Annotated in this window: 27 protein-coding genes and 1 tRNA gene; 12 read left to right on the top strand and 16 right to left on the bottom strand. The window is 61.6% G+C overall.

All coding sequences use genetic code 11. From position 1 onward, the window contains the following. Positions 1 to 104 precede the first annotated feature (104 nt). Positions 105 to 626, top strand: a complete 522-nt coding sequence (locus HB780_RS26930) for a TIGR02281 family clan AA aspartic protease (protein WP_183690687.1) — start codon at positions 105 to 107, stop codon at positions 624 to 626. 5 nt (positions 627 to 631) lie between these two features. On the opposite strand, the gene deoA is transcribed toward HB780_RS26930, so the two are convergent. From deoA to HB780_RS26890, 8 genes are all read right to left on the bottom strand, one after another. Continuing rightward, positions 632 to 1,939 carry a thymidine phosphorylase gene (gene deoA / locus HB780_RS26925; protein WP_183690685.1) on the bottom strand — a complete coding sequence of 436 codons (1,308 nt, stop codon included), beginning with the start codon at positions 1,937 to 1,939 and terminating at the stop codon, positions 632 to 634. Between the two features lie 4 nt (positions 1,940 to 1,943). Next, positions 1,944 to 2,717 carry a deoxyribose-phosphate aldolase gene (deoC, locus tag HB780_RS26920; RefSeq protein ID WP_183690683.1) on the bottom strand — a complete coding sequence of 258 codons (774 nt, stop codon included), beginning with the start codon at positions 2,715 to 2,717 and terminating at the stop codon, positions 1,944 to 1,946. A gap of 2 nt (positions 2,718 to 2,719) precedes the next feature. After that, positions 2,720 to 3,517 (bottom strand): purine-nucleoside phosphorylase, encoded by a 798-nt coding sequence (locus HB780_RS26915; RefSeq protein WP_183690681.1) that lies wholly within the window; start codon positions 3,515 to 3,517, stop codon positions 2,720 to 2,722. Then, complete coding sequence (locus tag HB780_RS26910; RefSeq protein ID WP_183690679.1) at positions 3,514 to 3,906, bottom strand: cytidine deaminase; 393 nt, start codon at positions 3,904 to 3,906, stop codon at positions 3,514 to 3,516. The genes HB780_RS26915 and HB780_RS26910 overlap by 4 nt, the downstream gene beginning before the upstream one ends. 3 nt (positions 3,907 to 3,909) lie before the next feature. Continuing rightward, the gene (locus HB780_RS26905) at positions 3,910 to 4,881 is read right to left on the bottom strand and encodes an ABC transporter permease (protein WP_183690677.1); all 972 of its coding nucleotides are present in this window, start codon (positions 4,879 to 4,881) and stop codon (positions 3,910 to 3,912) included. A gap of 9 nt (positions 4,882 to 4,890) precedes the next feature. Next, a complete protein-coding gene (locus HB780_RS26900; RefSeq protein ID WP_183690675.1) occupies positions 4,891 to 5,994 on the bottom strand; it encodes an ABC transporter permease in 1,104 nt (367 codons plus the stop codon). 7 nt (positions 5,995 to 6,001) lie between these two features. After that, entirely contained in the window at positions 6,002 to 7,513 is a 1,512-nt protein-coding gene (locus HB780_RS26895) for an ABC transporter ATP-binding protein (RefSeq protein ID WP_183690673.1), read from the bottom strand. A gap of 80 nt (positions 7,514 to 7,593) precedes the next feature. Next, the gene (locus tag HB780_RS26890) at positions 7,594 to 8,589 is read right to left on the bottom strand and encodes a BMP family lipoprotein (RefSeq protein WP_183690671.1); all 996 of its coding nucleotides are present in this window, start codon (positions 8,587 to 8,589) and stop codon (positions 7,594 to 7,596) included. Positions 8,590 to 8,648: 59 nt separating this feature from the next. Here HB780_RS26890 and HB780_RS26885 point away from each other — a divergent pair, with 59 nt between their 5' ends. After that, positions 8,649 to 8,948: a hypothetical protein gene (locus tag HB780_RS26885; protein ID WP_183690669.1), complete on the top strand. Its 300-nt coding sequence runs from the start codon at positions 8,649 to 8,651 to the stop codon at positions 8,946 to 8,948. On the opposite strand, the gene HB780_RS26880 is transcribed toward HB780_RS26885, so the two are convergent. Then, positions 8,938 to 9,255 carry a hypothetical protein gene (locus tag HB780_RS26880; protein WP_183690667.1) on the bottom strand — a complete coding sequence of 106 codons (318 nt, stop codon included), beginning with the start codon at positions 9,253 to 9,255 and terminating at the stop codon, positions 8,938 to 8,940. The genes HB780_RS26885 and HB780_RS26880 overlap by 11 nt on opposite strands. A gap of 232 nt (positions 9,256 to 9,487) precedes the next feature. Between HB780_RS26880 and HB780_RS26875 the strand changes: the two genes are divergently transcribed. Then, a tRNA-Ser gene (locus HB780_RS26875) sits at positions 9,488 to 9,577 on the top strand. Positions 9,578 to 9,635: 58 nt separating this feature from the next. Here HB780_RS26875 and HB780_RS26870 read toward each other — a convergent pair. Next, complete coding sequence (locus tag HB780_RS26870; RefSeq protein WP_183690665.1) at positions 9,636 to 10,538, bottom strand: LysR family transcriptional regulator; 903 nt, start codon at positions 10,536 to 10,538, stop codon at positions 9,636 to 9,638. Positions 10,539 to 10,674: 136 nt separating this feature from the next. Here HB780_RS26870 and HB780_RS26865 point away from each other — a divergent pair, with 136 nt between their 5' ends. After that, on the top strand, positions 10,675 to 11,781 hold the full coding sequence (locus tag HB780_RS26865) for an aldo/keto reductase (RefSeq protein WP_183690663.1): 1,107 nt from the start codon (positions 10,675 to 10,677) through the stop codon (positions 11,779 to 11,781). Positions 11,782 to 11,865: 84 nt separating this feature from the next. Here the strand turns inward: HB780_RS26865 and HB780_RS26860 are convergent, their stop codons facing one another. Next, complete coding sequence (locus HB780_RS26860; protein WP_183690661.1) at positions 11,866 to 12,324, bottom strand: winged helix-turn-helix transcriptional regulator; 459 nt, start codon at positions 12,322 to 12,324, stop codon at positions 11,866 to 11,868. 95 nt (positions 12,325 to 12,419) lie between these two features. Here HB780_RS26860 and HB780_RS26855 point away from each other — a divergent pair, with 95 nt between their 5' ends. Further along, entirely contained in the window at positions 12,420 to 13,694 is a 1,275-nt protein-coding gene (locus HB780_RS26855) for an MFS transporter (protein ID WP_183690659.1), read from the top strand. Between the two features lie 20 nt (positions 13,695 to 13,714). Here HB780_RS26855 and HB780_RS26850 read toward each other — a convergent pair whose 3' ends face one another. Next, positions 13,715 to 14,464 (bottom strand): sulfite exporter TauE/SafE family protein, encoded by a 750-nt coding sequence (locus HB780_RS26850; protein WP_183697517.1) that lies wholly within the window; start codon positions 14,462 to 14,464, stop codon positions 13,715 to 13,717. A gap of 98 nt (positions 14,465 to 14,562) precedes the next feature. Between HB780_RS26850 and HB780_RS26845 the strand changes: the two genes are divergently transcribed. After that, complete coding sequence (locus tag HB780_RS26845; protein ID WP_183697515.1) at positions 14,563 to 15,453, top strand: LysR family transcriptional regulator; 891 nt, start codon at positions 14,563 to 14,565, stop codon at positions 15,451 to 15,453. A 76-nt stretch (positions 15,454 to 15,529) separates the two neighbouring features. Here the strand turns inward: HB780_RS26845 and HB780_RS26840 are convergent, their stop codons facing one another. Continuing rightward, positions 15,530 to 15,871, bottom strand: coding sequence for an antibiotic biosynthesis monooxygenase (locus tag HB780_RS26840; protein WP_183690657.1), 342 nt, complete (start codon positions 15,869 to 15,871; stop codon positions 15,530 to 15,532). Between the two features lie 96 nt (positions 15,872 to 15,967). Between HB780_RS26840 and HB780_RS26835 the strand changes: the two genes are divergently transcribed. The 6 genes from HB780_RS26835 (at position 15,968) to HB780_RS26810 (ending at position 21,299) form a co-directional block, all read left to right on the top strand. Continuing rightward, the gene (locus HB780_RS26835; protein WP_183690655.1) at positions 15,968 to 16,399 is read left to right on the top strand and encodes a MarR family winged helix-turn-helix transcriptional regulator; all 432 of its coding nucleotides are present in this window, start codon (positions 15,968 to 15,970) and stop codon (positions 16,397 to 16,399) included. A gap of 76 nt (positions 16,400 to 16,475) precedes the next feature. Next, positions 16,476 to 17,354 (top strand): AraC family transcriptional regulator, encoded by an 879-nt coding sequence (locus HB780_RS26830; RefSeq protein ID WP_183690653.1) that lies wholly within the window; start codon positions 16,476 to 16,478, stop codon positions 17,352 to 17,354. A 97-nt stretch (positions 17,355 to 17,451) separates the two neighbouring features. After that, the gene (locus tag HB780_RS26825; RefSeq protein WP_183690652.1) at positions 17,452 to 18,324 is read left to right on the top strand and encodes an NmrA family NAD(P)-binding protein; all 873 of its coding nucleotides are present in this window, start codon (positions 17,452 to 17,454) and stop codon (positions 18,322 to 18,324) included. Positions 18,325 to 18,440: 116 nt separating this feature from the next. Next, positions 18,441 to 19,247 (top strand): alpha/beta fold hydrolase, encoded by an 807-nt coding sequence (locus tag HB780_RS26820; protein WP_183690650.1) that lies wholly within the window; start codon positions 18,441 to 18,443, stop codon positions 19,245 to 19,247. A 205-nt stretch (positions 19,248 to 19,452) separates the two neighbouring features. Then, positions 19,453 to 20,574, top strand: a complete 1,122-nt coding sequence (locus HB780_RS26815; protein WP_183690648.1) for an alkene reductase — start codon at positions 19,453 to 19,455, stop codon at positions 20,572 to 20,574. Next, positions 20,571 to 21,299 carry an SDR family NAD(P)-dependent oxidoreductase gene (locus HB780_RS26810; protein ID WP_183690646.1) on the top strand — a complete coding sequence of 243 codons (729 nt, stop codon included), beginning with the start codon at positions 20,571 to 20,573 and terminating at the stop codon, positions 21,297 to 21,299. The genes HB780_RS26815 and HB780_RS26810 overlap by 4 nt, the downstream gene beginning before the upstream one ends. 10 nt (positions 21,300 to 21,309) lie before the next feature. Here HB780_RS26810 and HB780_RS26805 read toward each other — a convergent pair whose 3' ends face one another. From HB780_RS26805 to HB780_RS26795, 3 genes are all read right to left on the bottom strand, one after another. Further along, positions 21,310 to 23,484 carry a mechanosensitive ion channel family protein gene (locus tag HB780_RS26805; protein ID WP_183697512.1) on the bottom strand — a complete coding sequence of 725 codons (2,175 nt, stop codon included), beginning with the start codon at positions 23,482 to 23,484 and terminating at the stop codon, positions 21,310 to 21,312. Positions 23,485 to 23,653: 169 nt separating this feature from the next. Beyond that, positions 23,654 to 24,958, bottom strand: coding sequence for a nicotinate phosphoribosyltransferase (pncB, locus tag HB780_RS26800; RefSeq protein WP_047460651.1), 1,305 nt, complete (start codon positions 24,956 to 24,958; stop codon positions 23,654 to 23,656). Positions 24,959 to 25,154: 196 nt separating this feature from the next. Continuing rightward, complete coding sequence (locus HB780_RS26795) at positions 25,155 to 26,114, bottom strand: 2-hydroxyacid dehydrogenase (RefSeq protein WP_183690644.1); 960 nt, start codon at positions 26,112 to 26,114, stop codon at positions 25,155 to 25,157. Between the last annotated feature and the right edge of the window lie 8 nt (positions 26,115 to 26,122).

The raw sequence follows: 26,122 nt of genomic DNA, 5'->3' as shown, positions 1-26,122 counted from the left end.
CGGGCTTTTTATTGATCTGTTTAGCGGCCTGTCAGCAAAGCTGATTTAAACGATGGAAGATCGATGGGCTCGGCATGGCGAACCCATGGGAAGGATCTCCGCCGATGCTCATTCGCGTGCTTGTCTTTGCCGGTATCATCGCCGCAGCAGCTACACAGGTGCCAGCACTGCTGGATATGCAGACGGCAACAACCGAAGAAAGCCCGACGCCGGCCGTCAGCGCCCCTCAACAGGTCTCGGCGGCGAGCCTGCCGCATGGCAGCGTGCTGCTGCCCGCAGGCGCTGGCGGTCATTATCAGGGCGACTTCAAGATCAACGGCCGGCCGGTGGAAGGCATGATCGATACGGGCGCGACCTATGTGGCGATCAACGAGAGCACGGCACGCCGCCTCGGCATCAGCGGCAACGACCTCGACTATCGCTATACCACCCAGACCGCCAACGGCCCGTCCAAGGTGGCGCTCGTCAAGCTCGATCGTCTCGAGATCGGCACGATCAGGGTCCGCGATGTGGACGCCGTGGTTGCAAAGGATAGCGCCTTGAACACGACGCTGATCGGCATGAGCTTTCTCAAAAAACTCAATTCCTATGGCGTCGAAAGCGGCTCGCTGCGCCTGACGCAGTAGCCCCGTCAGATCCGCGAGACAATCACCGGCGGCAAAACAGGAGCGGTATCCGCGATACGATAGTTTGCGGCCAGATCAGTTGCGGCCTTTTCGGCGCTCGCATCATCAGCCACGTGAACGGTGGCGATACGGTCGCCTTTGCTCACCTTCACTCCAAGCGGCAGGATATCGCTGAAACCGACGCGATGGTCGATCTTGTCCTGCGGTCGACGGCGGCCACCGCCGAGGTCGATGACACCAATGCCGATGGCACGGGCATTGCAGACTGCAAGCCAGCCGTCCGAAGAGGCAAGAACCGGTTTTTGTACCGGCGCCGCGACCAAATATTTAGCCGGATTCTCCAGAAGATCCGCAGGACCACCAAGGCTATGAACCATGCGGCCGAACAGCTCGGCGGCCTTGCCGGAGACGAGCGCATTGCGGGCGCTGACCTCTGCTTCGGCGAGTGTCTTTGCGATCCCCGCCTGCGTCAGCATCTCCGCAGCGAAGGCTAATACGACCGTCTCCAGTCGCGTGCCTGCCTTGCCGCCCTTCAGAAAATCCAGACAATTGTAGAGCTCGACGACATTGCCGGCGGCATCTGCCAGCGGCTGGTTCATGTCGGTGATCAGGGCCGAGGTCTTCACTCCCGCGCCGTTCGCCACCTCGACCAGTGAGCGTGCCAGCGTCTCGGCCTCTTCCGCCGAAGTCATGAAGGCGCCGCTGCCGATCTTGACGTCGAGCACCAGCGTCTCAAGCCCGGCAGCCAGCTTCTTCGACAGGATCGAGGCGGTGATCAGCGGCACGGAATCGACGGTCGCGGTGACATCACGCACTGCGTAGAGCTTGCCGTCGGCGGGCGCCAGGGCTCCGGTCTGGCCGATGATGGCGCAGCCCACTTCGTCCACCACCTTGCGGAAACGCGCCGCATCGGGAGTGATACCGTAGCCGGGTATGGATTCCAGTTTGTCGAGCGTACCGCCGGTATGACCGAGTCCGCGGCCGGAGATCATCGGCACGGCAAGGCCGCAGGCAGCGGCGATCGGGGCGAGCATCAGCGAGACATTGTCGCCGACGCCACCGGTCGAATGCTTGTCGGCGATCGGCCTGCCGATGCCAGACCAGGAAAGCGTGTCGCCGGAGCGGGCCATGGCCAGCGTCAACGCCACGGTCTCCTCGCGCGTCATGCCGCGAAACCAGACGGCCATGGCAAAGGCGCCGATCTGGCTTTCTGCCAGTTCGCCGCGCGCCAAGGCTCCGATGAAGCTATCAATATCGGCGGCTGAAAGAACGCCGCCGTTGCGCTTCAGCCGGATGATTTCCTGCGGGATCATGGCTTCAGTAGCCTGAAGACGCTGTCTTGGACTGTCCGCCGGCCAGCACGCCGAGGATATCGTCGAGCAGGCTCGACGCGCCGAAACGGAAGGTCGAGGGCATGGCCCAGTCTGGCGCCATGATGGTCTCGGCAAGGCTCAGATAGAGGGCCGCATCGGCAACGGAACCGATGCCGCCGGCCGGCTTGAAGCCAACCTTGCGGCCGCTGTCTCGGATCGCCCGCAGCATGATGTCGGCCGCTTCGAGCGTCGCATTGACGGCGACCTTGCCGGTGGAGGTCTTGATGAAATCGGAGCCGGCGGCGATCGCCAGTTCGGAGGCGCGCTGGATCAGCGCCACGTCCTTGAGTTCGCCAGTTTCGAGGATGGTCTTCAGGATCACCGGCCCGGTGCATTCGGCCTTGACGGCCGCGACCATGTCGGTGACGGCCTGCTCGTTGCCGGCAAGCAGCGCGTGATAGGGAATGACGAGATCGATCTCGTCCGCACCATCGGCGATCGCCTCGCGCGCTTCGGCGGCAACGTCAGCCACTTCCAAGTCGCCAGCCGGGAAATTCACCACGGTCGCGATCTTCACCGCATGATCGGTGCCGAGGATGCCGCGTGCCTGGGCGACGAAGCGCGGCCAGATACAGATGGCGGCGGTGTTGCCAAAGGGCGACTGGGCGCGGGCGCAGAGCGTCTCGATCTGGGCCGGCGTGCAATCATCCTTGAGATTGGTGAGATCGAGAAGGGAAAGCGCAACGGCCGCCGTTTCTCTCAGGGAATGGCTCGTCATTGTCAGTTTCCTCCGTCCGCAATCATTTCTGTCAGGATAGCCGCGAGACGGGCGCCGCCGACCGGAGCCATGTCCTTGGTCTCCTCATGCGTCAGCTCGGCGCCGGTCATGCCAGCCCCATAGTTAGTGATGACGGAGGCTGCGGCAACCCTTAGACCGAAAAGACGCGCCAGAATGACCTCCGGCACCGTCGACATGCCCACGGCATCGGCGCCCAAGATGCGCGCCATCCGGATTTCCGCCGGCGTTTCGAAGCTCGGGCCGGAGAACCACATATAGACGCCGTGTGACAGCTTGATCTCGGCCTTTTCCGCCGCCTTGCGCATGCGCATGATGAGATCACTGTCATAGGCGCTGGTCATGCCGACGAAACGCTTGTCGCTTTCCTCGCCGATCAGCGGGTTCATGCCGGAATAATTGATGTGGTCGGTGATCTGCATCACCGATCCCGGCGGCATTTCCTCGCGCAGCGACCCGGCCGAGTTGGTCAGGATCAACGTATCGACGCCGAGAGCTTTCAGCGTCTCGATCGGCACGCGCATGGCGTTTGCGTCGCCCTTTTCATAGTAATGCACGCGGCCGGACAGCATGATGACCGGTACGCTGCCGAGACGACCGGCAACCAGCGTGCCGGCATGGCCGGAAACGGCGCTGACGGGAAAGCCCGGAATCTCCGCATAGGGGATGCGCACAGCGTCCTGCACTTGATCGACAAGCGAACCCAGGCCGGAGCCGAGGACGATGCCATAGCGCGGCTGGAGATCGCCGAGCTTTGCGGCCAGGATATCGACGGCGGTCATCCGAGTAACTCGGTTTCGAAGCTGAAGGGCAGCAATTCATCCATGGTCATCGTCTTCCTCACGCCGGTTTCGTCGCAAAGATAGATGCGCGTTTCCCTGCTGGCAAATTCGGCGATCTTCTGCCGGCAGCCGCCGCAGGGCGGGCAGAGCGGCAGCTTCTCGGCGATGACGGCCATTTCGACGATCTTCTTGGCGCCGCCCATGATCATATGGCTGATCGCGGTCGGCTCGGCGCACCAGCCCTGCGGGAAAGACAGGTTCTCGATATTGGCGCCGGCGTAGATCTTGCCGTCTTCGGCGCGGATGGCCGCGCCGACGGGGAATTTCGAATAGGGGGCATGCGCAAAGGCCATCGCCCCACGGGCGGCCTCGAACAGATCATGCGACATGGACTAGCGCTCCTTGGTATAGGGTACGCCACCAGCCTTTGGCGGTTTGGCGACACCGATAAAGCCTGCGAGCAGGATGCAGGTGAGGATATAGGGCAAGGCCTGGAAAATCTGTACCGGCACCTCGCCAATACCAGGCACCGACTTGCCCTGCATGAAATTGGAGAAGGCGTCGAGGAAGCCGAAGAGCAGACAGGACAGCATCACCGGCACCGGCTTCCACTTGGCGAAGATCAACGCGGCCAGCGCGATATAACCCTTACCGGCCGACATGTTGGCGATGAAGCCGGCCGACTGGGCAATGGCGAGATAGGTGCCGGAGAAGCCGCAGAGAATGCCGGCGCAGATCAATGCGCGATAACGCAGCCAGGTCACCGAAATGCCGGCCGTGTCGACAGCGCCGGGATTTTCGCCGACGGCGCGCAGGCGCAGGCCAAATCGCGTCCGGTACAGAATCCACCAGGAAATCGGCACGGCGAGGAAGGCAAGATAGGTGAGAATGTTATTGCCGGAAATGACGTTGGCATAGAGCGGTCCAACGATCGGCACGCCGCGCATCGCATCGGCGCCCGGCAGGATGATCGGCACGAACCGCGCATCTGCGCCAAGCTGTGGCGTACGTCCGCCCTGGCCAAACCAGGCCTGGCCGAGCACGACGGTCAATCCGGCGATCAGAAAGTTGATCGCAACACCGGAGACAATCTGATTGCCGCGATTGGTGATCGAGGCGAAGCCATGAAGCAGGCCGAATATGACGGAGACCACGATGCCCGCGCCCAGCCCCGCCCAGGCGGATCCGGTGAACGTCGCCATACATGCGGCGGCAAATGCGGCGGCCAGCATCTTGCCTTCAAGGCCGATATCGAAAACGCCGGCACGCTCGGAAAACAAACCTGCAAGTGCCGTAAAGATCAAGGGAATCGACAGGCGGATGGTCGAGCCGAGCACACTGATGAGGATGTCATAATAATCCATGGTCGATCCTCACGCCCTGCCGAACAGTTGATAGAGACGCACGAATGTCGGGCGCAGCATGTATTCGAGTGCACCGACGAACAGGATCACCAGTCCCTGGATCATCGCGATCATGTCGCGATTGATCTCCGGCATATCGAAGGAAACGCTGTCGCCTCCCTGGTAGAGAATGCCGAACAGAATAGCAGCCAGGATGATGCCGAACGGGTGATTGCGGCCCATCAGCGATACGGCGATGCCGACAAAGCCGGCGCCGGCGACGAACTCGACGCCAAGGCGAGCCTGCGCCCCCATGACGGGGTTCAGCGCCATCATCCCGGCAAGACCGCCCGATATCAGCATGGCGATAATGACGGTGCGCGCATAGGGAATGCCGGCATAGATGGCGGCGGTCGGGCTGAGGCCGAGCGTGCGCATCTCATAGCCGAGTTTGGTGCGCCAGATGAGCAACCAGACGAGGAAGCACATCACCAGCGCGATCAGGAACGAGACGTTGAGCGGCGCGGCGCCAATCGACGAGCCGAAGATATTGATCAGCCAATCGAGCTTCGGCAATTGGCCACCCTCGAGAAAGGTGCGCGATTCCGCCGCCTGTTTTCCCGGCACGATCAGGACGTGCGACAGCAGAAAAACCATCAGCGGCGCGCCGATGAAATTGAACATGATGGTCGTGATGACAATATGACTGCCGCGCTTGGCTTGCATCCAGGCCGGAATAAACGCCCAGGCAGCACCGAAAAGCGCAGCGCCGATCATCGCAAACGGCATGGTCACATACCACGGCACATACCGGTCCAGCGACAATGCCACCAGCGCCGCGCCCAGACCGCCAATGTAGGCCTGGCCTTCAGAGCCGATATTGAACAGGCCAGCATGAATGGCGACCGCGACCGACAGGCCGGTGAAGATAAAGCTGGTCGCATAAAACAGCGTGAAGCTGATGGACTCGCCGTTGCCGAGCGCCCCTTGCACCAGAGATACAAAAGCATCGAACGGATTCTGACCGATGAACCAGATGACGAGGCCGGAGACCAGGAAAGCCAACAGCAGATTGATCAGCGGGATCAGGCCGTAATTGATCCAATTGGGGAGCGGAACGGATGCGGTACTCATCAAGGCCTCACGCGGCAATTCCGGCCATCATCAGGCCGAGTGTCTGTTCACCGGCGTCAGCCGTTTTTTCGCCGACGACATGGCCGGCGAACATGACGAGGATGCGGTCCGAAAGCGCGCGGATTTCATCCAGCTCCACCGAAACCAGCAGGATCGCCTTGCCGGCGTCGCGCATCTCGATGATGCGGCGATGGATGAACTCGATGGCGCCGATGTCGACGCCGCGCGTCGGCTGGCCAATCAGCAGGGCCTTCGGATCACGCTCGATCTCACGGGCGACGACGATCTTCTGCTGGTTGCCACCGGAGAAATTGGCGGTCTTCAGCCGGGCGTTCGGCGGGCGGATGTCGTATTTCTCGATCTTCTCGATCGCATCCTTGCGCATGGCATCGAGGTCGAGCAGGCCGGCCCTGCCATATTTGGGGTCACGGTGATAGCCGAGCATCGAATTCTCATATTCCTCGAATTTGAGGACGAGGCCCATATGGTGGCGATCTTCGGGGATATGGGCAAGGCCGAGGGCACGCAGGGCGGCAGGATCGGCGGCGCCGATCGGCTTGCCGTGCAGACAGATCTCGCCCGAGGCCGGCTTGCGGATACCGGCAATCGCCTCCAGCAGCTCAGACTGGCCGTTGCCGGCAACGCCGGCGATGCCGACGATCTCGCCGGCGCGCACGTCGAAGGAGACATTGTCGACCATGGTGACACCGCGACCGTCCTTGACGGTGAGGTTACGGACAGAGAGCAGGATATCGCCGGGATGGGCGGTGCCTTTTTCGACACGCAGCAGCACGCGGCGGCCGACCATCAGCTCGGCCAGCTCTTCGACGGTGGTCTCGGCGGTCTTGCGCGTCGCCACCATTTCGCCGCGGCGCATGACCGATACCGTATCGGTGATCGCCATGATCTCGCGCAGCTTATGGGTAATGAGAAGGATGGTCTTGCCCTGGTCGCGCAGCACGCGCAGGATCCGGAACAGGTTGTCGGCTTCGGCGGGCGTCAACACGCCGGTGGGCTCATCGAGGATAAGGATCTCGGCGCCACGATACATGGCCTTCAGGATCTCGACGCGCTGCTGCTGGCCGACGGGGAGTTCTTCGATCAGGGCGTCAGGATCGACGTCCAGCCCGTAATCCGCCTCCAGCCTGCCAAGCTCGGCGCGGGCCGCAGCAACGCCCTTGGCCAGAAGGGCTCCGCCTTCGGCACCGAGCATGATGTTTTCCAGCACGGAGAAATTATCGACCAGCATGAAATGCTGGTGCACCATGCCGATGCCGGCGGCGATGGCCGTCTGGCTGTCACGGATGGCGATAGGATTGCCATTGATGCGGATCTCGCCGCTATCGGCCTGATAGAAGCCGTAGATGATCGACATCAGAGTCGACTTCCCGGCACCGTTTTCTCCGATAATCCCGTGGATCGAACCCTTGGAAACGGTCAGGTTGATGTCTTTATTGGCGTGGACGGCACCGAACTTCTTGTCGATGCCCACAAGTTCGATGGCAGGCAATTGGCTCACTACACGGCTCCAGAAATCAGAATTCCGGATAAGAAAAGGGCGTATGACGTTTTGATGCCGTCATACGCCCTAATTTCATATCAGCTCTTCGGGCAGGCGTTATCGGTCGTGTAGTCGTGTACCTTGATCGTGCCGGCAATGATATCGGCGGTCGCCTTATCGATGGCGGACTTGATTTCCGGGGTGATGAGCGGCTTGTTGTTGTCGTCCAGAGCTACGCCGACGCCTTCTTCCTTGAGGCCGAGTTCCTGCGTGCCGGGCGTAAACTTGCCAGCCTTGGAATCGCTGAAGGCATTGTAGACTGCGAGGTCAACGCGCTTGACGACGGAGGTCAGAACCGAACCCGGATGCAGGTAGTTCTGGTTACTATCGACACCGACGGAAAGCTTCTTGTTGTCGGCAGCCGTCTGCAGCACGCCAAGGCCGGTCGCGCCGGCAGCCGCGTAGACCACGTCTGCGCCCTGGTCGATCTGGTTCTTGGTGAGCTCGCCGCCGCGAACCGGGTCGTTCCAGGCAGCACCGGTCGTGCCGGCCATGTTCTGGAAGACTTCGATCTTCGGATTGGCGGCGCGGGCACCCAGTTCGTAGCCGCATTCGAACTTGCGGATCAGCGGAATGTCCATGCCGCCGACGAAACCGATCTTGCCGGTCTTCGAAGACAGAGCGGCCATGACGCCGGCGAGATACGAGCCTTCATTTTCCTTGAACTTGACGGAACGGACGTTCGGCAGATCAAGACTGTCGTCGATCAGAACGAATTCGGTCTTCGGATATTCGGCTGCAACCTTCTGGAGAGCGGAGGTCCAGGCGAAGGAAACGGCAATCACCGGGTTAAAACCCTTGCTGGCGAAGTTGCGCAGCGCCTGTTCGCCCTGGGTGTCGCCGGTCGGTTCGAAGTCGCGATAGGCGATGCCGGTTTCCTTCTTGAACTTTTCGGCGCCGTTATAGGCCGCTTCGTTGAAGGACTTGTCGAACTTGCCGCCGGTGCCGTAGACGATCGCCGGCTTGATGTCGGCCGCAAGCGCCGTTGCCGACATGGCAGCCAAGGCGAAAAGCGTCAAAAGGGATTTTTTCATGAGTTGCAGCCCTGTTGTTTCTATCTTGTTGGGTCCTCCCGCAAGCCCGTTGACCGGACATGTCTGCGGAACCGCCGGCCTCCCCCGAGGCCAAGCTGGCGCGCATCCTTGCATGGCTGTACGAAAAATTCACCAGAAATTTTTCAGTTGGTAAAGATTTGTGGGAATTGCCAAAAACCCGCTCAAAGGGACTGTTTTTTGGACAATTCCGCTCTCGAACTGCGTTTTTATTAGCCAACCAAGCGGCCAAGCAAGGCAAAAACAGCCCCGCCGATGCGCCTCCGGACGTCGCCGAACTGCATAGCCGGAACAGCTTTCGAAACATATATCGAGGAACAGCAGCCGGCCTTAGACGCTGAAACGGCCTGCAACCGGCGGCTTCTTGTAGGCCACCATCCACAACAACAGCGAGAGCACCAGGAAGACCGCGAAAGCCGGCTGGAACAGCAGCCATTGCATCGCCAGATCATAGAGGCGGGGATGAATATAATAGGAGATCAAGGACTGGACATTGGCGAGCGAGGACGGGCTCACATCCTTCCAGGCATCCCCCATCGGCGTCATCACCACGGCAGACGCCGCGACCGACTGGATAGAATCGATAGTTCCCGCAACCACGGCAACCACCAGCGCGACTAGGCTGGCAAAACGCAACAGGAAACGCACGAACTCCTCCCGATACTCATAACTCTCGGCCATACACGACTGGCCAACAGCACTAAACTCCGTCCTTTTCCTTAAATAAGTTGCATGAGAAACAAGTGCAATGGTGCCGAAGCCCAGAGTTTTTTGTCCAGAAGTCAAAAAACTGTCAGATTTGGGTTGATCCCTGAAAAATCATCGGTATATATCGCGCCGTTCCCACAATAGCTCCTTCGTCGGATGCGAAAGTGCAGATGGACAGGTGGCCGAGTGGTTTAAGGCGCACGCCTGGAACGCGTGTGTGCGTGAAAGCGTACCGTGGGTTCGAATCCCACCTTGTCCGCCATCTCTACGGCTACTTATTTCCTGACATCAACATCAGACTGCCTATGCCCGCGCCATATCTAAGATTCGCGGCCGACGCTCCGGGCGGTGTCGATGAAGGCCCTGAGCTTCGGCGCCAGTTCAGCGCGTCGGGGGAAATAGAGGAAGAGGCCGTCCTCGGTGACGGCGTAAGGATCCAGCACCTGAATGAGCCGGCCTGCGGCAATATCGGCCTTCACCAGCGGCTCGAACACATAGGCAAGGCCAACGCCGGCAAGCGCCAGCTCGACGGCCGAGTGTGATTCCGTGACGATCGCCGAACCCCGCACCGCCACGGCCACATCACGGCCATCCTGTACCAAGTCCCACTGATAGAGTCCGCCGGAGCGAATGAGCCGGTAGCCGATGCAATTGTGCTGCGAAAGATCCGTGAGATTCATCGGGCGACCGTAGCTGCCGATGTAACCGGGCGAGGCAACGATGATGGAGCGGAACGGCGGCGTCAGCCGCACCGCCACCATGTCTTGCGCGATCATCTCGCCGATGCGAATTCCGGCGTCGAAACCCTCGGAGACGATATCGGTCAGGCGCTCATCGGAGAATATCTCGACCTCGACATCGGGATAACGCTCCGCCATCGCGGCAATGATCGGGGTTACGGCGAGCGGCAGGCTAATTCGCGCGGCATTAATCCGGAGTAGGCCGCTCGGCCGGCCCTTGACCGAGCGGATACGCTCCATCCGCTCATGAATATCCTGCAAGGCCGGCGTTAGTGTGCCGACGAGACTCTTGCCCGCATCCGTCAGCGCCACGCTGCGGGTCGTACGGGCAAATAGCGGCTGGCCCAGCCGCTCCTCCACCAACCGCACGGCATGGCTAACCGCCGACGGGCTCATGCCGAGTTCGGCGGCAGCGGCGGCAAAGCCACCGCGACGGGCCACGGCAACGATAACCGGGAGATGGGCAAGCAGATCGCGATCCATTCATGAATGATATCGTATACTGCATGAAGAATAAACGATCTTATCGAATAGAGGCTTTTTGCGCATCCTACCCTGGCGAACCGCGATGCGGGAGAACCTGCCGCGCAAACGAGATCAACAAGCGAGGATCAAACCCATGGGCATGACCTATTACACACTCGGCAATAGCGGCCTGAAGGTGCCGCAGCTTGCGCTTGGCGCCATGACCTTCGGCACGGAATGGGGCTGGGGCGCAGACAAGGACACCGCGCGCGCCATGTTCGACGCCTATGTCGAGGCCGGCGGTAATTTCTTCGACACGGCCGACGCCTATACGGGCGGGACATCGGAAGCGTGGCTGGGCGAATTCATCACTGAGCGCGGCCTGCGTGACGAGGCCGTGATCGCGACCAAGTTCAGCATGAATATCGCCGGCAACAATCCGAACACCGCCGGCAATGGTCGCAAGAACATCCTGCGCGCGGTCGAGGGCTCGCTGAAGCGGCTGAACACCGACCATATCGACCTCTATTTGCTGCATTGCTGGGATCGGCTGACGCCGCCCGAAGAGGTCATGCGTACACTCGACGATCTCGTCCGCTCCGGAAAAGTGCGCCATGTCGGCCTTTCGGACGTACCGGCCTGGTATGCCAGCCGTGCGCAGGCCGTGGCCGAACACCGGGGTTACGAGCCGGTTTCGGCGCTGCAGATGGAATACTCCCTGGCGGAGCGCAATATCGAGCAGGAATTCATCCCCTTTGGCACCCGCTACGGCGCGGGGATCATGGTCTGGAGCCCGCTGGCAAGCGGTTTCTTGAGCGGAAAATACCGGTCCGATTCGAAGGAGCAGGTCAGTGGGCGGCTTGAGACGGTACGCGGCACGAGCAATCCCGGCTTCCAGAAATTCACCGAGCGGAACTGGGCAATCGTCGCCGAGCTTGAAAAAGTATCGGCCGCGCTTGGCCGCAGCATGGCGCAGGTGGCCGTAAACTGGGTGATGACGCAGCCGGGCGTGGCCTCGGTCATCCTCGGCGCCACCAGGCTGGACCAGCTCAAGGACAATCTCGCAGCCGTGGAATTCGAGATCCCGCCCGAACTGCGCCGCCGCCTGGACGAGGTCAGCGCCGTATCGCCGACATTCCCCTATTCATTCTTCGGTTCGGAAATCCAGGGAGGCCTCACCGGTGGGAAGACTGTCGGAAACAAGGCGGAGGGCTATTTTCCCGACCTGACACTGTCGGGAAGCTTTGCGGGCGTAAGCTGACAGGCTTTTGTGGACTTCATAAGCGCACGGAAGCCGACGAACAAGAATATGCGAGAGCCAAAGGTCGGCTGGCGGCGCGACCTGTCAGTCCTCGTCCGTGACGGGCACCTTGAGAATGAGTGCCCTGTCGGCGGTAATCGCGTTGCCGTCATCCGTTCGGACATCAAGGCGGATGGGCCGGCCGGTGTCGCGTTCGACGAGCGTTGAATGCGGCTCGCCCGGTTCGAACAGATAGCGCTCCCCCCATTGCCGCAGCGCCACCATGACCGGGAAGAGATCGCGGCCCATGTCGGTCAGGTGATATTCCTGATGCGCGCCGCCATTGGCCGCTGGAACCGACATGAGAATGCCACGCTCGACCAGCGTGCGTAGCCGCTGGGCCAGAATGTTCTTGGCGATGCCGAGGCTCTTCTGGAATTCGCCGAAGCGCGTCAGCCCGTCAAAGGCGTCGCGGACGATGAGCAGCGACCACCAGTCGCCGATCACATCCAGTGATCGCGCGCTCGGGCAGTAATTTCCGCTAAGACTCTTCCGGGCGACCATGCCTCTTCCTTCGACAGATAGGAGTTGCATTATAAAACCGATCCGCTATTGATCAAATGGTTTCATAATAAAACCTAATCAATGGAGGAGCCGGGATGCGATCCGATGATGATGTGGTGCTGGACGCCGATTTTGCCAAGACGGAGCAGAGGGCGTCCAGTCACGGCGAGCCGCGCCAAACACCGCCTCTGTCGCGCGCGCTGATGCTGCTTTTCGCGGTGGCGAGCGGGCTGGCCGTCGCCAATGCCTATTTCGCGCATCCGATGCTCGATGTGATGGCCGACGATCTCGGCCTGTCGCGCGCTCATGCGGGACTGATCGTCGGGGCAACCCAGCTCGGTTATGGATTGGGGCTGATCCTCCTGGTTCCGATCGGCGACCTTATCGACCGGCGTCGGCTGGTGATCGCGCAATCGCTGCTTTCCGTCGCGGCACTGGTCGCCATCGGCTTCGCGTCCAGCGGAAACATGCTGCTCTTGGCGATGACGGTGATGGGGCTGATGGCGGTGGTGACGCAAGCCTTTGTCGCCTATGCCGCAAGCCTTGCGCCACCGGCCGAGCGCGGCCATATCGTCGGGGTCGTCACCAGCGGGATCGTGCTCGGCATTCTGCTTGCCCGCACCATTGCCGGCACGCTCACCGATCTCTCTGGCTGGCGGACGGTCTATCTCGCTTCGGCGGCTGCGACGCTCGTCATCGTCGCACTGCTCTGGAAAGCCCTGCCCCGGCAGGAAGCACGCCCGACAACAATGTCCTATCCACGCCTGATCGGCTCGCTCTTCGGGCTTCTCGTCACCGAGCCGCCCCTGCTGATCCGCGGCATCATCTGCATGTTGATCTTTGCCAACATCACGACGCTGCTGACACCGCTCGTCCTGCCGCTGAGCGCGCCGCCCTTCTCGCTGTCGCACACGGCAATCGGCCTGTTCGGGCTTGCCGGCGTGGCCGGAGCGCTCGGCGCGACCAGAGCCGGTCGGTGGACGGATCGGGGATTGGGTCAGCGCACCACGGGTATCTCTCTCGCACTGATGCTGCTGGCCTGGGGGCCGATCTCCCTGCTGCCGCATTCGATCCTCTGGCTGGTCATTGGCGTTGTCGTCATCGATTTCGGCCTGCAGGCCGTGCATGTCACCAACCAGGCGATGATCTACCGCGTGCGGCCCGACGCGCAGAGCCGGCTGACGGCGGGCTATATGGTCTTCTATTCCATCGGCAGCGCGTTCGGCTCCTCCATGTCGACGCTTGCCTATGCTCATGCCGGCTGGCCCGGAGTCTGCCTGCTCGGCGCCGGCATCAGCGCCTTCGCCCTCGCCTTCTGGGGGCTGACGCTACGCGTCATACCGGCAAACGCCACCCGGGCTCTTTCCTGATGTTGGGCCAGTTTCAACGTTTAGAAAAATGGCCTTGCCAACATCTCGGCGCCGAGGAGGAGCAGGCAGATCAGGAACCATAGCCGAAAGGTGGCTGGGCTGACGCGGTTGCGAATAAGTTGCCCGGTCCACATGCCAGCAAGCGCTGGCAGGATCGCCAGCCCCGACATGGCGAGATTGTCGAGCTGGAAAGCGCCGCGCCAGGTAAGCCCGGCCGCAAGCGCAATGGTGGAGATGGTGAAGGACAGGCCGAGCGCCTGCACCAGATCGTCCTTTTCCAGACCAAGTGCCTGCAGATAGGGCACGGCCGGGATGACGAAGACGCCTGTACCGCCGGTGACGGCACCGGTGACAAGACCGATGGCCGGCGACAGCCACGGCTCCAGCCCCGCCGGCACGCGAAGCTGGCGGGCGAGGAGCGTATAGGCGGCATAGATCACCAGCGCCGCACCAAGCGCTGCCGTCGTCAGCGCGGTGCTGCCGCTGGTCAGCAGCGACGAGCCCGCGACAGTACCGGCGACAATCGCCACCATCATCGGCCAGAACCTGCGCAGGAGCGGGCCGAATTTCGGGCCGGCGAAGAGCTGCCAGACATTGGTCACGAAGGACGGGGCGATCAGCAGGCTGGCGGCGGCGAGCGGCGAGATCAGCCCGCCGAGCACGCCCATGGCGACCGTCGGTAGCCCCATGCCGGTGACGCCCTTGACGATGCCGGCGGCAAAGAAGGTCGCGGCGATGGCGACAACAAGCAATATCGAATGATCCATCATGCCGCTGACATAGGGGATCTGGCGACCGGCGCAATGCGGATGATCCACAGCCAGACTTCGGCTGTTCCGAAGGCTGGGTATCGGCTATGCTTGTCCGCATGCGCTTCGACCTGACCGATCTTCGCCTTTTCCTCGCCGTGGTGGATGCCGGCAGCATCACCCACGGGGCGGCCGATGTCGGGCTTTCCCTGCCCGCCGCCAGCGAGCGCCTGCGTGACATGGAGGCGACGGGCGAAGTCAAACTGCTCGAGCGCGGTCGTCGCGGCGTCTTGCCGACGCCGGCTGGCGAGGCACTGGCGCATCATGCCCGCCTGATCCAGCGGCAGATGGCGCAGATGCATGGCGAGCTTGGCGAGCATGCCAGCGGGCTGCGCGCGACCATCCGACTGGCGGCCAACACAGCCACGATCACCGAATTCCTGCCCGAACGGCTCGCGCCCTGGATGAAGGCTCATCCACAGATCGACATCGCACTCAAGGAACGGCAGAGCATCGAGACCGCCAAGGCCGTCGCGGCCGGGCTGGCGGAGATCGGCATTCTCTCGGATGCGGTCGACACCAGCGGCCTGGAGCTACGCCCCTTCGCCATCGACCGGCTGGTGGTGGTCGTGCCCCGCGATCACGCGCTGGTGGAGAAGAAGCGCGTCGCCTTCGCGGACATCCTTAATCAGCATTTCGTCGGGCTCTCGGGCGGCGCGTTGCAGGATCACATCGACGCTCAGGCGACGAGGATCGGCGTCAAGCTGAAGACACGGGTGCGCCTGCGCACCTTCGAGGGCATCTGCCAGATGGCGGCTGACGGCGTCGGCCTCGGCATCGTGCCCGAGACGGCGGCGCGACGCTGCGGAAGATCCGCGAAGATCGCCGCCATCCACCTTGCTGATGACTGGGCGACGCGCCGGCTGTCGGTCTGCGTCCGCTCAGGAGAAGAATTGACGGCGCCTGCGCGCGATCTTTTCGAGCACCTGGCGTCGTTTGGCACGCAGTAAAGCACCGCCCTCCTCATTCACGGACTGCTGTCGAAGCAAAATCACTGGCCCATTCGACGGCCCTTGTTGGAGGGGTTTAGAGGATCGAGGAAACCCCTTCCGGCATCGGCATGTAGTTCCCAAGATCGGCCTTGATGCCCAATTCGCGGAAGTAGCTCTGCGGATCGAAGCCGTTCTCCCTCTGCCTCTGCTGCGCGGCCTGCCTGGCATTTCCATAGGCGGCAGTGTCGCGCCACTCGACGATGGTGACGACATTGAATTCCCCGGCTCCGGACACCTGTTCAAGAACCAGGTTCTGCACGCACCCATCGGCGGCACCCAGCGTCTTATGCGTAACCTGTAGCCGGGCCATGAAAGCATCGCGCGATTGCGTCGGCACCGCGAACTTATCCACGCGAAAAATAGACTCCGTCTTCATGCCTCTCACTCCAAGGTTCGATTTCACATTGATCTCATCATCGATAAATGACAACATATTGTCAATATTGATTTCCACAGTTAGAGAACACGACACATGCCCGCAGATGCAGACGAACTTGGCCGCCTGATCCTCGAAGTCTTCCGCCTGAATGGGCGGCTTCTCGCGAGGGGCGACGAGATCGTCGGGCCGATCGGCCTGACGAGCGCGCGCTGGCAGGTGCTTGGCGCCATTGCTCGACCAAGGACAGGACGCACGGTCGCGCAGATCGCCAAGGAGGCTGGCGTTGCCCGTCAAGGCGTGCAGCGCATCGTCAACGAGCTCGTCCGCGACGGCCTGGTGGAGTTTCGAGACAATCCGCATCACAAGAAAGCACAGCTCGCCGTCCTGACCGGCAAGGGCGACGATGCTTATGGCGCTGCCGACCAGCTTCGTCGCAACTGGATCGGAGCGCTTGCCGTCGATTTTCAATCGGCGGATATTGCCAAGGCAGTCGACGTGCTTGCGGCGCTTCGGCAAAGGCTGTGACGTTGATCTCCTAGCCAATCAATAAAGATGTATGATCGAAGCACATCAACAGCGTCCTCTATGAAAGGGCGAATTCATGGATCAATTCGGCAACACCAATCTCGGAAAGAACGGCGCGGCAAACATCCTCCTTTCGAGCAGACATCTTGGCTGGGCTGGCTTGGATGCGGAATTGCTCCATATCCGCGCCGGGCGCACCTATGTTCCCGGTTTGACATCGCACCGGCTCGGCATTCATTTCGGACGCGCCGTGAACGCGCATTGCCAGTGCGACGGCCGGCACTCTCGCCGCATTCAGAAGCATGGCGACATCGACGTCGTGCCTGCCGGGTTGGATGGCTGGTGGGAGGATGATGCCGATTGCACTATTTTGCGATTGAGCATCGGACCCGAGCTCCTCAGCACTGCGGCCACGGCAATGGGACGCGACCCCGAGACCATTTCCCTCGTTCCCAAGTTTCAGCTTCGCGACACCGGGATCGAGTCGATCGCCTGGGCCATCAAGACGGAACTCGAGACAAGCGTGCCATCCGACAGGCTCTATGCCGAGACACTCGCCTTGGCGCTTGCGATCCGTCTGGTGGACAGCGGGAACCCATCGGGAGGGGAGAAACCCGCAATGGCGAGGTCGCTCAGCGCGCTGCAAAGACGGCGTCTTGTGGACTTCATCGAAGCCCATATCGATCAATCCCTGTCGCTTGCCGATTTGGCCGTAGTCGTCGGGCTCAGCCTGTCTCATCTGAAGCCGCTGTTTCGCGCCAGTTTCGGCATGCCCATGCACCAGTATGTGCTGACCCGCCGGGTTGAGCGCGCCAAATTGATGCTCCTATCGGAAGACATGCCGTTGAGCCAGGTTGCGCTGGAGGCGGGTTTTGCCCATCAGAGCCATATGGCGCACTGGATGCGGCGTATCCTCGGCATCACCCCCGGCATGATAGCCCGCACGCGTCAGTGATTGCGATTTTCATCCGATCTCGCAATTCGTCATCCGAATAGGCGCGAAGGGAACCAAACGGACGGATAAGCCTTCTGGAAAGACAGGAGGAATTATCATGTTCGCAATTCTGGGCGCTACCGGGAAAGTTGGCCGCGCGACAATCGCCGCCTTGCGAGAGAGAGACGCGCCGGTCCGCGCGATCCTGCGCGATCGCTCAAGGTCTCAGGAATTTGTCGATTTGGGCTGCGAGGTCGCAGTGGCTGATATAGACGATGTCGGCGCATTGACCGAGGCAATCGACGGCGCACGCGCTGTTCAGGTCATCTGCCCTATCGATATCAGAGCGATCGATGCGCGGGCAGAGATGCTGCGGCTGATCGAGACGATGGGCGAGGCACTGGACAGGGCAAATCCGGAATTGGTGCTTGCCATCTCCGATTATGGTGCGGAAGTGACGTCGGGCACCGGCATCACGCTGCTCTTCAACGCCTTGGAAGCGCGCCTACGCGAACTGCGCTCGCGCACTATCTTCCTGCGATCGGCGGAGCATATGGAAAATTGGTCGCGGGTGACGCGAGTAGCGGTCGAGACCGGCCAGCTGCATAGCTTTCATCATCCGCTGACAAAGCTGTTCCCGACCGTCTCCGCCTTCGATGTCGGCGCCATAGCCGCCGATCTGCTTCTTGAGGACGAGGGAACGCACCTACGGATTGTCCATGCCGAGGGTCCGCGGCGATATACGCCAAACGACGTCGCAACCGTCATCGCCTCGCTTGTTGCCCATCCCGTCATTGCCCGGGAACTGCCACGGTCGCAATGGGAAGGGGTCCTGACCCGTGGCGGTCTTTCCGAGAGCTATGCCCGGCTCGTCACGGAACTCTACGAGGCACATAATGCCGGCCGAATAGATGCCGAGCGCGATGTCGGCGAGATTCGCCACGGGACGAGTGAATTGGCGGATGCGCTGCGGCGGTTTGTGACGGCGTGATGGGAGCGGGCGGAGTGATGATGATCTGCCTGGGGCGGCTTGCCCGGATAGATCGCCTGACCTAGATTTCGGCTATGCTAATGCCGAGAGGCACTCATCACGGGGGAGAGATGAGCATGGAATTCCAGGACGACGATCTCGAGATATTTGCGGCTGAAGGTGCCGCCCCCCTGCCCGCCACGAATGCCCAAGGCCATGTCGAGCATGACAGTGCCCGCATCTGGTATGCGGCCTACGGGAAAGGCCAGCCGGTCATCCTACTGCATGGCGGCCTCGGAAACAGCGGCAATTGGGGCCATCAGGTGCCGGCGCTGATCGAGGCCGGCTACCAGGCGGTGATCATCGACAGCCGAGGCCATGGCCGCAGCACGCGCGATGAGCGGCCTTACACGTATGAACTGATGGCGGCCGATGTGCTGGCGGTGATGGACAGGCTCAACATCGACAAAGCCGCCATCGTCGGGTGGAGCGACGGCGCGTGCACCGGCCTGATCCTCGCCAGGGCCTATCCGGCCCGCATCGCCGGCGTCTTGTTTTTTGCCTGCAACATGGATCCCAGCGGCGCCAAGGAGTTCGTGCCCACGCCGATCGTCGACCGCTGCTTTTCCCGGCACGTCAAGGATTACGCCGCCCTGTCTGCAACGCCGGATCAGTTCGACGCCTTCGTCGAGGCGGTCGGCCTGATGCAGCGGACCCAGCCGAACTATTCCGTCGCCGATCTTGCCGGGATCGACGTGCCGGTCACGATCGTGCACAGCGAGCATGACGAGTTCATCAAACGAGAGCATGCCGACCATCTCGCCCGCAGCATCCCCGGCGCGGAGCTGATCCTGCTACCGGGCGTCAGCCATTTCGCGCCGTTGCAGCGCCCGGCGCAATTCAATGGCGCGATTCTGGTTTTTCTCCGCAAGATTGCGGCGTAGTGGCCGAGAATCTCGAAATTTCCGCGCTTGGAAACTTCCGGAAATGCAATTTTGCGCATTAGACTTGAACGAGATTTGGTTGCGCACGTCCGATTGTTGGAATAAATGATGGCCATCATCTTATTCCAACTCTCCCGAGACCGATTCGCCGGTGACCGGCCCTTCCGCCCCGGCGAGCAAAATTCGCTCCAGGCAGGTGATTTGCATGACAGCTACTTTATTTTCGCCGTTGTCCGTCGGTCCTTACGAACTGGCGCATCGTGTCGTCATGGCGCCGTTGACGCGCATGCGGGCGAGCCAGCCGGGCAACGTCCCCTCCCCGATGAACGTCGAATATTACGCGCAACGCGCATCCGAGGGCGGGCTGATCATTTCGGAGGGCTCGCAGATTTCTCCGAGCGGACAGGGCATGCCGGCAACGCCGGGCATCCATACGCTGGAGCAGATCATCGGCTGGAAGGCCGTGACCGACGCGGTTCACGCCAAGGGCGGGCAGATCTTCCTGCAGCTCTGGCATGTCGGCCGCATCTCCCATTCGTCGCACCAGCCCGGCGGCGCAGCGCCGATCGCGCCCTCGGCGGTTGCCGCATCCGGTCAAGCCTTCACCGCCTCGTTCGAGCGCGTGCCCTTCGAGACCCCACAGGCGATCGATATCGATCTGATGCCGCTGTTGATCGACGTCTACGCCCAGGCCGCGGCCAATGCGAAGCAGGCCGGCTTTGACGGCGTCGAAATCCACGGCGCCAACGGTTATCTGATCGAACAATTCCTGCAGGCCCGCTCGAACCAGCGCACCGACCAATATGGCGGCTCGATCGAGAACCGCACGCGACTGCTGCTCGACGTGGTCGAGGCGGTTTCCAAGGTCTGGGGCTCGAATCGCGTCGGCGTCCGCCTCTCCCCCTTCGGCATTGCCAATGATAGCGGCGAGGACGATCCGCTGCGGCTCTACGGTCATGTCATCCGCGAACTCGATCGGCTGCATCTTGCCTATCTGCACCTGATCGAGCCACGCGCGAGCGGTGCCGGCCAGGCCGAAGTCGACCACAAGAACGTGCCCTCGGCCATAGAGCTTTTCCGCCCCGCCTGGTCGGGAACGCTGATCGCGGCGGGCAATTTCAAGCCGGAGACCGCTGAGGCAGCGCTTGCCGCCGGTCATGCCGACGCCATCGCCTTCGGTCGCCTGTTCATCGCCAACCCGGATCTGCCGGAGCGCATTCGCCAAGGCGCGTCCCTCACCCCCTATCATCGCCCGACCTTCTACGGTGGCGGCACCGAGGGCTACACGGATTATCCGACACTCGAGACCAGGGAGGCAGCGGAATGAGCACGCCAAGCGCCGTCATCGTGGGTGTGGGAGCCGAACAAGGGCTTGGCGCGGCGCTTTGCCGGCTACTGGCCGACAAGGGCTATCATGTCATCATCGCCGGCCGGACCCTGGACAAGATCACCAAGGTCGCCGACGGTATCAATGTCTCCGGCGGCAGCGCCGAAGCGATCGAGACGGATGCTACCGACGAGGCAGCAGTGACGCGGCTATTCGACCATGCGTTTGCGCCGCGAAATGAGATCGACCCGCCCGACTTCATCGTCTTCAACGCCGGCATCAACCGCCCCATCGGCTTTCGCGACGTCACCGCCGCCGAGTTCGAGGAATTCTGGCGCATCTGCTGCTTCGGCGGCTTTCTCGTCGGGCGTGAGGCCGCCCGGCATCTCGCTCCTCTCGGGCGCGGCACGGTGATCTTCACCGGCGCTTCGGCCAGCTTGCGCGGCAAGGCCGGTTACGCGCAATTCGCCGCCGCCAAGGCGGGCTTGCGAATGATCAGCCAGAGCATGGCGCGGGAATTCGGGCCGCTCGGCCTGCATGTCGCCCACACCATCATCGATGGCGGCATCGACGGCGACAGATTGCGGTTGAGGCGACCAGAGGTACAGACAGACAGCCTGCTCAACATCGACGCCATCGCCGAGACCTACTGGCATATCCACCGCCAGCACCCCTCCGCCTGGACCCAGGAAATCGACCTGCGCCCCTACAAGGAAACGTTCTGAACAGCCGGCGCTAGCCAGCCTGCTGTTCGACGTTCGCCGTCCGCATCTCGATGAGCTGCCGTGCCGCCACGGCAGCGGCATCCCTGTCGCCTGACACCTGTACGGTCGGGAATGCGAACTGGATGCCGTTTTCGTCAAAGGCCTGCTTGATCATCGCCAGCGCATTGCGGCGGATGGCTGAGAGTTCACCGGGCTTGGTGGTGATCGCCAGCCGGATCTCGATCGCGAAATCGCCGAACTGCTCGACCCCTTTCATCTTCAATGTCTGAATGATGTTGGGAGCGAGCTCCGGGTCATCCATCAGGCGCTGGCCGATATCCTTGATGATCCGCTTCATCTTCACCAGGTCGGTATCGTAGGTGACCTTGACGATGATCTTGTCGATCGCCCAGTCGCGGTTCATGTTGTTGACCGCGCCAAGCGAGCCGAAGGGAACGGTTGCCAGCGGCCCACGCTGGTGGCGGAGTTTCACCGAGCGCAGGCTGAAGGATTCCACCACGCCCTTGTGGTTGCCGCTTTCGATATATTCGCCGACGCGAAAGGCATCGTCCCAGAGATAGAACATGCCGCTGATGACATCCTTGACGACGGTTTGCGCGCCGAAACCGACGGCAACCCCGACAACGCCGGCGCCGGCGATCAGCGGCCCGATCTGAATGCCGAGCCCCGACAGTACCATCATGATGGCGATGATGACGATGACGACCGCGAGGATGTTGCGGAAGATCGGTAGCAGCGTCTGCAGCCGCGCGCGGCTGGCCCTCAGCTCTTCGGAATCGCTGACGAGCGGCAATGCCTGCATCAGCTTGCCGTCGATATAGGTCTTGGCCAGATGCCAGATCAGATCGGCGGCGAGCAGGACGACGATGCCGCCGAGAAGACCGCGCGCGATGCGATCGATGCCGGATTCAGGCGTCCTCATCACCATATCCGCTTCGACGCCCAGCATCCGGCCGAGCCAGAAAGCGGCAAACGTGATGATCACGGCACGAACGCCGCGGTCGAGAAACACGGCCGCAACACTGCCGGCGCCAAAGACGCCGCCGGCCGCATCATGCAATGCCTCCACAGCCCGCGACGACACCGAAAGCGCGCGCGGCAGCAGAATGACATAGATGCCAACCCAGAGCAGGCCTTCGAAGCCGGTCACCCATAGGCACCAAAGTGCCGCGAAGTAAATCGTCAACAGCCAGGAGATCGCCGTTCTGCCAGGTTTCCCTGGCTGCGACGGACGTGACCAGACAGCTTCCACGGCAATCAGAAACAGGCCGATACCGAGCGTGTAGCCGACGAGATAGCGGGCGCCATTGGAAAAACCGAGGGGCACTATCACCTGCATCACCGCCCAACCGCAGGCGAAATAGATGGCGAACAATGTGCAGCGCCGATACCAATAAGTCGCCACCCGCCGCCGTTCCGCGATGCGCGCGACACCGGCATCCTCATCCAGAACATCGCTCGCCCGGCGCATCGCGATCAGCTCCATCAGTAGTTTGCCGATCGAGATCGCCAGCCTCATGGAAACGAATGCGATGACGCAGGCAATCGCAAAACTTTCGATGATCGGCGGCCAGTCGAAGATAAGAAGCGGGATCAGTGTCGCGAGACCGTGAACGATGGCCGGTATCACGCCACCCATGAACTGGAAGCGGGCGGCCTGCAGCTCGGTTTCGACACCAGCCGCCTCTTTCGTCCGCTGCGTATGCTTGGCGTTGATCAAGCGCCCAACCACCCATTCGGCGACAAGACCGAGGAAAAACAGCACCAGCGCCTGGATGCCAATGCGCAGCCGGCCAGCCGCCTCGCCCTCGTCTTCCAACTTCTGTGATGCCGCCATCACCTCCGAAGGCAATGTCATCACCGCACCTGACACTATTTCCAAATGCCGGCGGGTATGGCCGAGCGTATTCGACAGTTCCGACATCTGGTCACCGCCCATGCCGGGGTCGCTGGCGGCAGCGGTGGTGGTTGACGACGTGGGGTTCACCTGCGCCGCAAGCCATTGCTTGACGTCAGGCTCATTCATCAACTGAATGAGTTCGCGGACCTTCTCCGGTGGTGGCGCGGCGGTGGCGGCCGGCGTCGTGGCAGCACTTTGCGCAAAGACCACGTTGGGCAAGGCAAGCCCAAACAGACATAGAAGCAATACCGCGATCGACCGACCGCGCGCGCCAACAATACCCATACGCACTGCCTTTCCCCACTCAGCCCGACCGGACCGTACTTACAGACTATACGCCTTTTTAGCACGAGCAAGCAGGCACTTAACACCAGCGCTGTAATCAGCCGGCATTGGCATTGCTCACGCGCAGACGGCGCTTTGGGTTTTGCTGGAAAAAAGGCGGATACCGCCGCTACACCACCACCTCGTGATCGACGCGATCCTCGGCGCCGAAGAATTTCAGGTAGCGTTCGACCTCGGCCGGTTCGCCGGTCGCCTTCTGCGGATTGTCGGAGAGCTTGACGGCCGGGCGGCCGTTGGCTTCGATGACCTTGCAGACGATCGAGATCGGGTTGAGGCCGTGGATCTCGGTGGGCGCGCAGCCGGCGAAATCATTGGTCAAATTGGTGCCCCAACCGAAGCCCATACGCACGCGGCCCTCGAAATGCTTGTAGGTGGCGATGATCGCATCGACGTCGAGACCGTCGGAGAAAATCAGCAGCTTCTGGCGCGGGTCGCGACCCATCTTCTTCCACCAGTCGATGATCTTCTCGCCGCCTTCGATCGGGGGCGCGCTGTCCGGACGGAAGCCGGTCCAGTCGGCCACCCATTCCGGGGCGTTGCGCAGGAAGGAGGCCGTGCCGAAGGCATCGGGCAGGACCACCAGCAAGTTGCCGCCGTAAAGGCGGTTCCAGTCGCGCAGCACCTTGTAAGGCGCCTTGCCAAGTTCCTCGTCGGTCTTCGCAAGGGCCGCTGCCACCATGGGCAGCTCGTGCGCATTGGTGCCGACGGCTTCGAGATCGGAATCCATGGCAAGAAGAACATTGCTCGTGCCGGTGAATGCGTGGGGCACACCTTCCTTCAGCGCCTCAACACACCAGCGCTGCCAGAGGAAGCTATGACGGCGACGCGTGCCAAAATCGGAAATGTGCAGGTCGGGCAATTCCCTCAGCCGCTCGACCTTCTCCCACATCTTCGCCTTGGCGCGTGCATAGAGGACATCGAGCGTGAAAGGACCGAGCGCCTTCAGCGCCGTGCGCGAACGAAGCTCGTTGATGATGGCGAGTGCGGGAATTTCCCACATGCTCGTTTCTTTCCACGAGCCGTGGAAATCGAGAACATACTGGCCGTCACGCTTCGACAGTTCATACTCCGGAAGCTGGAAATTCGACAGCCAGGTCAGGAATTCCGGCTCGAAGATCTGGGCGCGGCCGTAGAAGCTGTTACCCGCCAGCCAGATCATCTCCTTCTTCGAAAGCCGGAGCGTGCGGGCGTGATCGAGCTGCTCGCGCAATTCCTTCTCGTCGATCACCTCGGCGAGCCGGACGCTCTTGGTGCGGTTGATCAGGGAGAAGGTGGCATCGACATCCGGATAGAGCTTCCAGATCATCTGCAGCATCAGGAGCTTATAGAAATCCGTATCGATCAGACTGCGGACGATCGGGTCGAGCTTCCAGGTATGGTTATAGACACGGGCGGCAATATCGGTCTTCGTCATGTCGTTCCTGCCCGTCTCCCTGCGCCCACCTCACGCCGCGGCCACACAGGCCGGCGGGCGGATACAGTTCTAGTCTTATCAAAAAAGTTGAGGGAAAGTCCAGTCACTGAAGCAAAATTGATAATCATTTGGACACGCGGCTGCGCTTTACCGGCAATGCATGCCTAAGTTTTCAGCTCTTGCGACGAGGCCTCGATCAATAGCCGAGGCTGCGGTCCACCTGATATTGCAGCGGCTCGCCGCTTTCGAAACGGGCGATCTGCTCCTCGACATGCCGCATCAGCGAGTATTCTTCCGAGACCGCCGCATCGTGAGGGGTGATGACGACGTTCTCCAGGCCCCAGAGCGGGTCGTCGGCCGGCAGCGGCTCAACCTCGAAGACATCGAGCGACGCGCCGCCGAGGATGCCGGTCTCGATTGCCGAGACGATATCCGCCTGAACCTGGCTCTTGCCGCGCCCGGCATTGATGAACACCGGCTTGCCCAGCGCACCATCGCGACGGAGCTTCGAAAATAGCGAGGCATTGTAGAGCGCCGTCGTCTCCGGCGTCAGCGGCAGCAGGCCAACGAGAATATCCGTTTTTGCGAGAAAGGCATCGATCTCGCCGGCGTCGAAGGTTTCCATGCCGTCGATATGCTTCTTCTGCCGCGACCAGCCGATGACGTCGAAGCCCATGACCTTGAGCTTGGCGGCGGCATCGAGGCCGAGAACGCCGAGCCCCATGACGCCGACGGTGACATCGCGCGCCTCAAGCCCCGCCGGCCGACCCCAGACGTGTTTACGCTGGTGCCTGAAATGACCGCAGACATTGCGCAGATGCATCAGGCATTGCAGCACGACCCATTCCGACATGCGCACCGTCAGGCTGCGATCGACGAAGCGAACGATAGGAATATCTCGCGGAGTGGCGGCAGTGATCAGGGAATCGACCCCGGCGCCGCCGGAAAAGATGGCCTTGAGATTGGGCGCGCGCTGATAGAGATCAGCATCCGGCTTCCACAGAAGCGCATAGTCGACATGGCTCAGATCCAGATCCTTCGTGGCAGGATCAGCAAGATTGATGCTGCCGCGATCGCTGAACGCGGTCTTGAGGACCTTGGCGACGCTCTCCGGATTGAACTTGAGATCGACGAGAACGGGACTTTTGCTGGACATGGCGCTGG

Source organism: Rhizobium lusitanum, assembly GCF_014189535.1.
Classification (GTDB): domain Bacteria; phylum Pseudomonadota; class Alphaproteobacteria; order Rhizobiales; family Rhizobiaceae; genus Rhizobium; species Rhizobium lusitanum_C.
The sequence above is the reverse complement of the archived record's forward strand: the minus strand, read 5'-3'. Positions and strand labels throughout refer to the sequence as shown.

What these genes read in the sequence shown, in the direction of transcription:
- HB780_RS26840 (WP_183690657.1), bottom strand. Translation starts at nt 15,871, where the DNA reads ATGAAGACGGAGTCTATTTTTCGCGTGGATAAGTTCGCGGTGCCGACG.
- HB780_RS26860 (WP_183690661.1), bottom strand. Translation starts at nt 12,324, where the DNA reads ATGGTCGCCCGGAAGAGTCTTAGCGGAAATTACTGCCCGAGCGCGCGA.
- HB780_RS26915 (WP_183690681.1), bottom strand. Translation starts at nt 3,517, where the DNA reads ATGACCGCCGTCGATATCCTGGCCGCAAAGCTCGGCGATCTCCAGCCG.
- deoA (WP_183690685.1), bottom strand. Translation starts at nt 1,939, where the DNA reads ATGATCCCGCAGGAAATCATCCGGCTGAAGCGCAACGGCGGCGTTCTT.
- deoC (WP_183690683.1), bottom strand. Translation starts at nt 2,717, where the DNA reads ATGACGAGCCATTCCCTGAGAGAAACGGCGGCCGTTGCGCTTTCCCTT.
- HB780_RS26930 (WP_183690687.1), top strand. Translation starts at nt 105, where the DNA reads ATGCTCATTCGCGTGCTTGTCTTTGCCGGTATCATCGCCGCAGCAGCT.
- HB780_RS26810 (WP_183690646.1), top strand. Translation starts at nt 20,571, where the DNA reads ATGAGCACGCCAAGCGCCGTCATCGTGGGTGTGGGAGCCGAACAAGGG.
- pncB (WP_047460651.1), bottom strand. Translation starts at nt 24,958, where the DNA reads ATGACGAAGACCGATATTGCCGCCCGTGTCTATAACCATACCTGGAAG.
- HB780_RS26795 (WP_183690644.1), bottom strand. Translation starts at nt 26,114, where the DNA reads ATGTCCAGCAAAAGTCCCGTTCTCGTCGATCTCAAGTTCAATCCGGAG.
- HB780_RS26855 (WP_183690659.1), top strand. Translation starts at nt 12,420, where the DNA reads ATGCGATCCGATGATGATGTGGTGCTGGACGCCGATTTTGCCAAGACG.
- HB780_RS26845 (WP_183697515.1), top strand. Translation starts at nt 14,563, where the DNA reads ATGCGCTTCGACCTGACCGATCTTCGCCTTTTCCTCGCCGTGGTGGAT.
- HB780_RS26835 (WP_183690655.1), top strand. Translation starts at nt 15,968, where the DNA reads ATGCCCGCAGATGCAGACGAACTTGGCCGCCTGATCCTCGAAGTCTTC.
- HB780_RS26830 (WP_183690653.1), top strand. Translation starts at nt 16,476, where the DNA reads ATGGATCAATTCGGCAACACCAATCTCGGAAAGAACGGCGCGGCAAAC.
- HB780_RS26820 (WP_183690650.1), top strand. Translation starts at nt 18,441, where the DNA reads ATGGAATTCCAGGACGACGATCTCGAGATATTTGCGGCTGAAGGTGCC.
- HB780_RS26905 (WP_183690677.1), bottom strand. Translation starts at nt 4,881, where the DNA reads ATGGATTATTATGACATCCTCATCAGTGTGCTCGGCTCGACCATCCGC.
- HB780_RS26865 (WP_183690663.1), top strand. Translation starts at nt 10,675, where the DNA reads ATGGGCATGACCTATTACACACTCGGCAATAGCGGCCTGAAGGTGCCG.
- HB780_RS26850 (WP_183697517.1), bottom strand. Translation starts at nt 14,464, where the DNA reads ATGATGGATCATTCGATATTGCTTGTTGTCGCCATCGCCGCGACCTTC.
- HB780_RS26910 (WP_183690679.1), bottom strand. Translation starts at nt 3,906, where the DNA reads ATGTCGCATGATCTGTTCGAGGCCGCCCGTGGGGCGATGGCCTTTGCG.
- HB780_RS26890 (WP_183690671.1), bottom strand. Translation starts at nt 8,589, where the DNA reads ATGAAAAAATCCCTTTTGACGCTTTTCGCCTTGGCTGCCATGTCGGCA.
- HB780_RS26825 (WP_183690652.1), top strand. Translation starts at nt 17,452, where the DNA reads ATGTTCGCAATTCTGGGCGCTACCGGGAAAGTTGGCCGCGCGACAATC.
- HB780_RS26870 (WP_183690665.1), bottom strand. Translation starts at nt 10,538, where the DNA reads ATGGATCGCGATCTGCTTGCCCATCTCCCGGTTATCGTTGCCGTGGCC.
- HB780_RS26815 (WP_183690648.1), top strand. Translation starts at nt 19,453, where the DNA reads ATGACAGCTACTTTATTTTCGCCGTTGTCCGTCGGTCCTTACGAACTG.
- HB780_RS26885 (WP_183690669.1), top strand. Translation starts at nt 8,649, where the DNA reads ATGTCTGCGGAACCGCCGGCCTCCCCCGAGGCCAAGCTGGCGCGCATC.
- HB780_RS26805 (WP_183697512.1), bottom strand. Translation starts at nt 23,484, where the DNA reads ATGGGTATTGTTGGCGCGCGCGGTCGGTCGATCGCGGTATTGCTTCTA.
- HB780_RS26900 (WP_183690675.1), bottom strand. Translation starts at nt 5,994, where the DNA reads ATGAGTACCGCATCCGTTCCGCTCCCCAATTGGATCAATTACGGCCTG.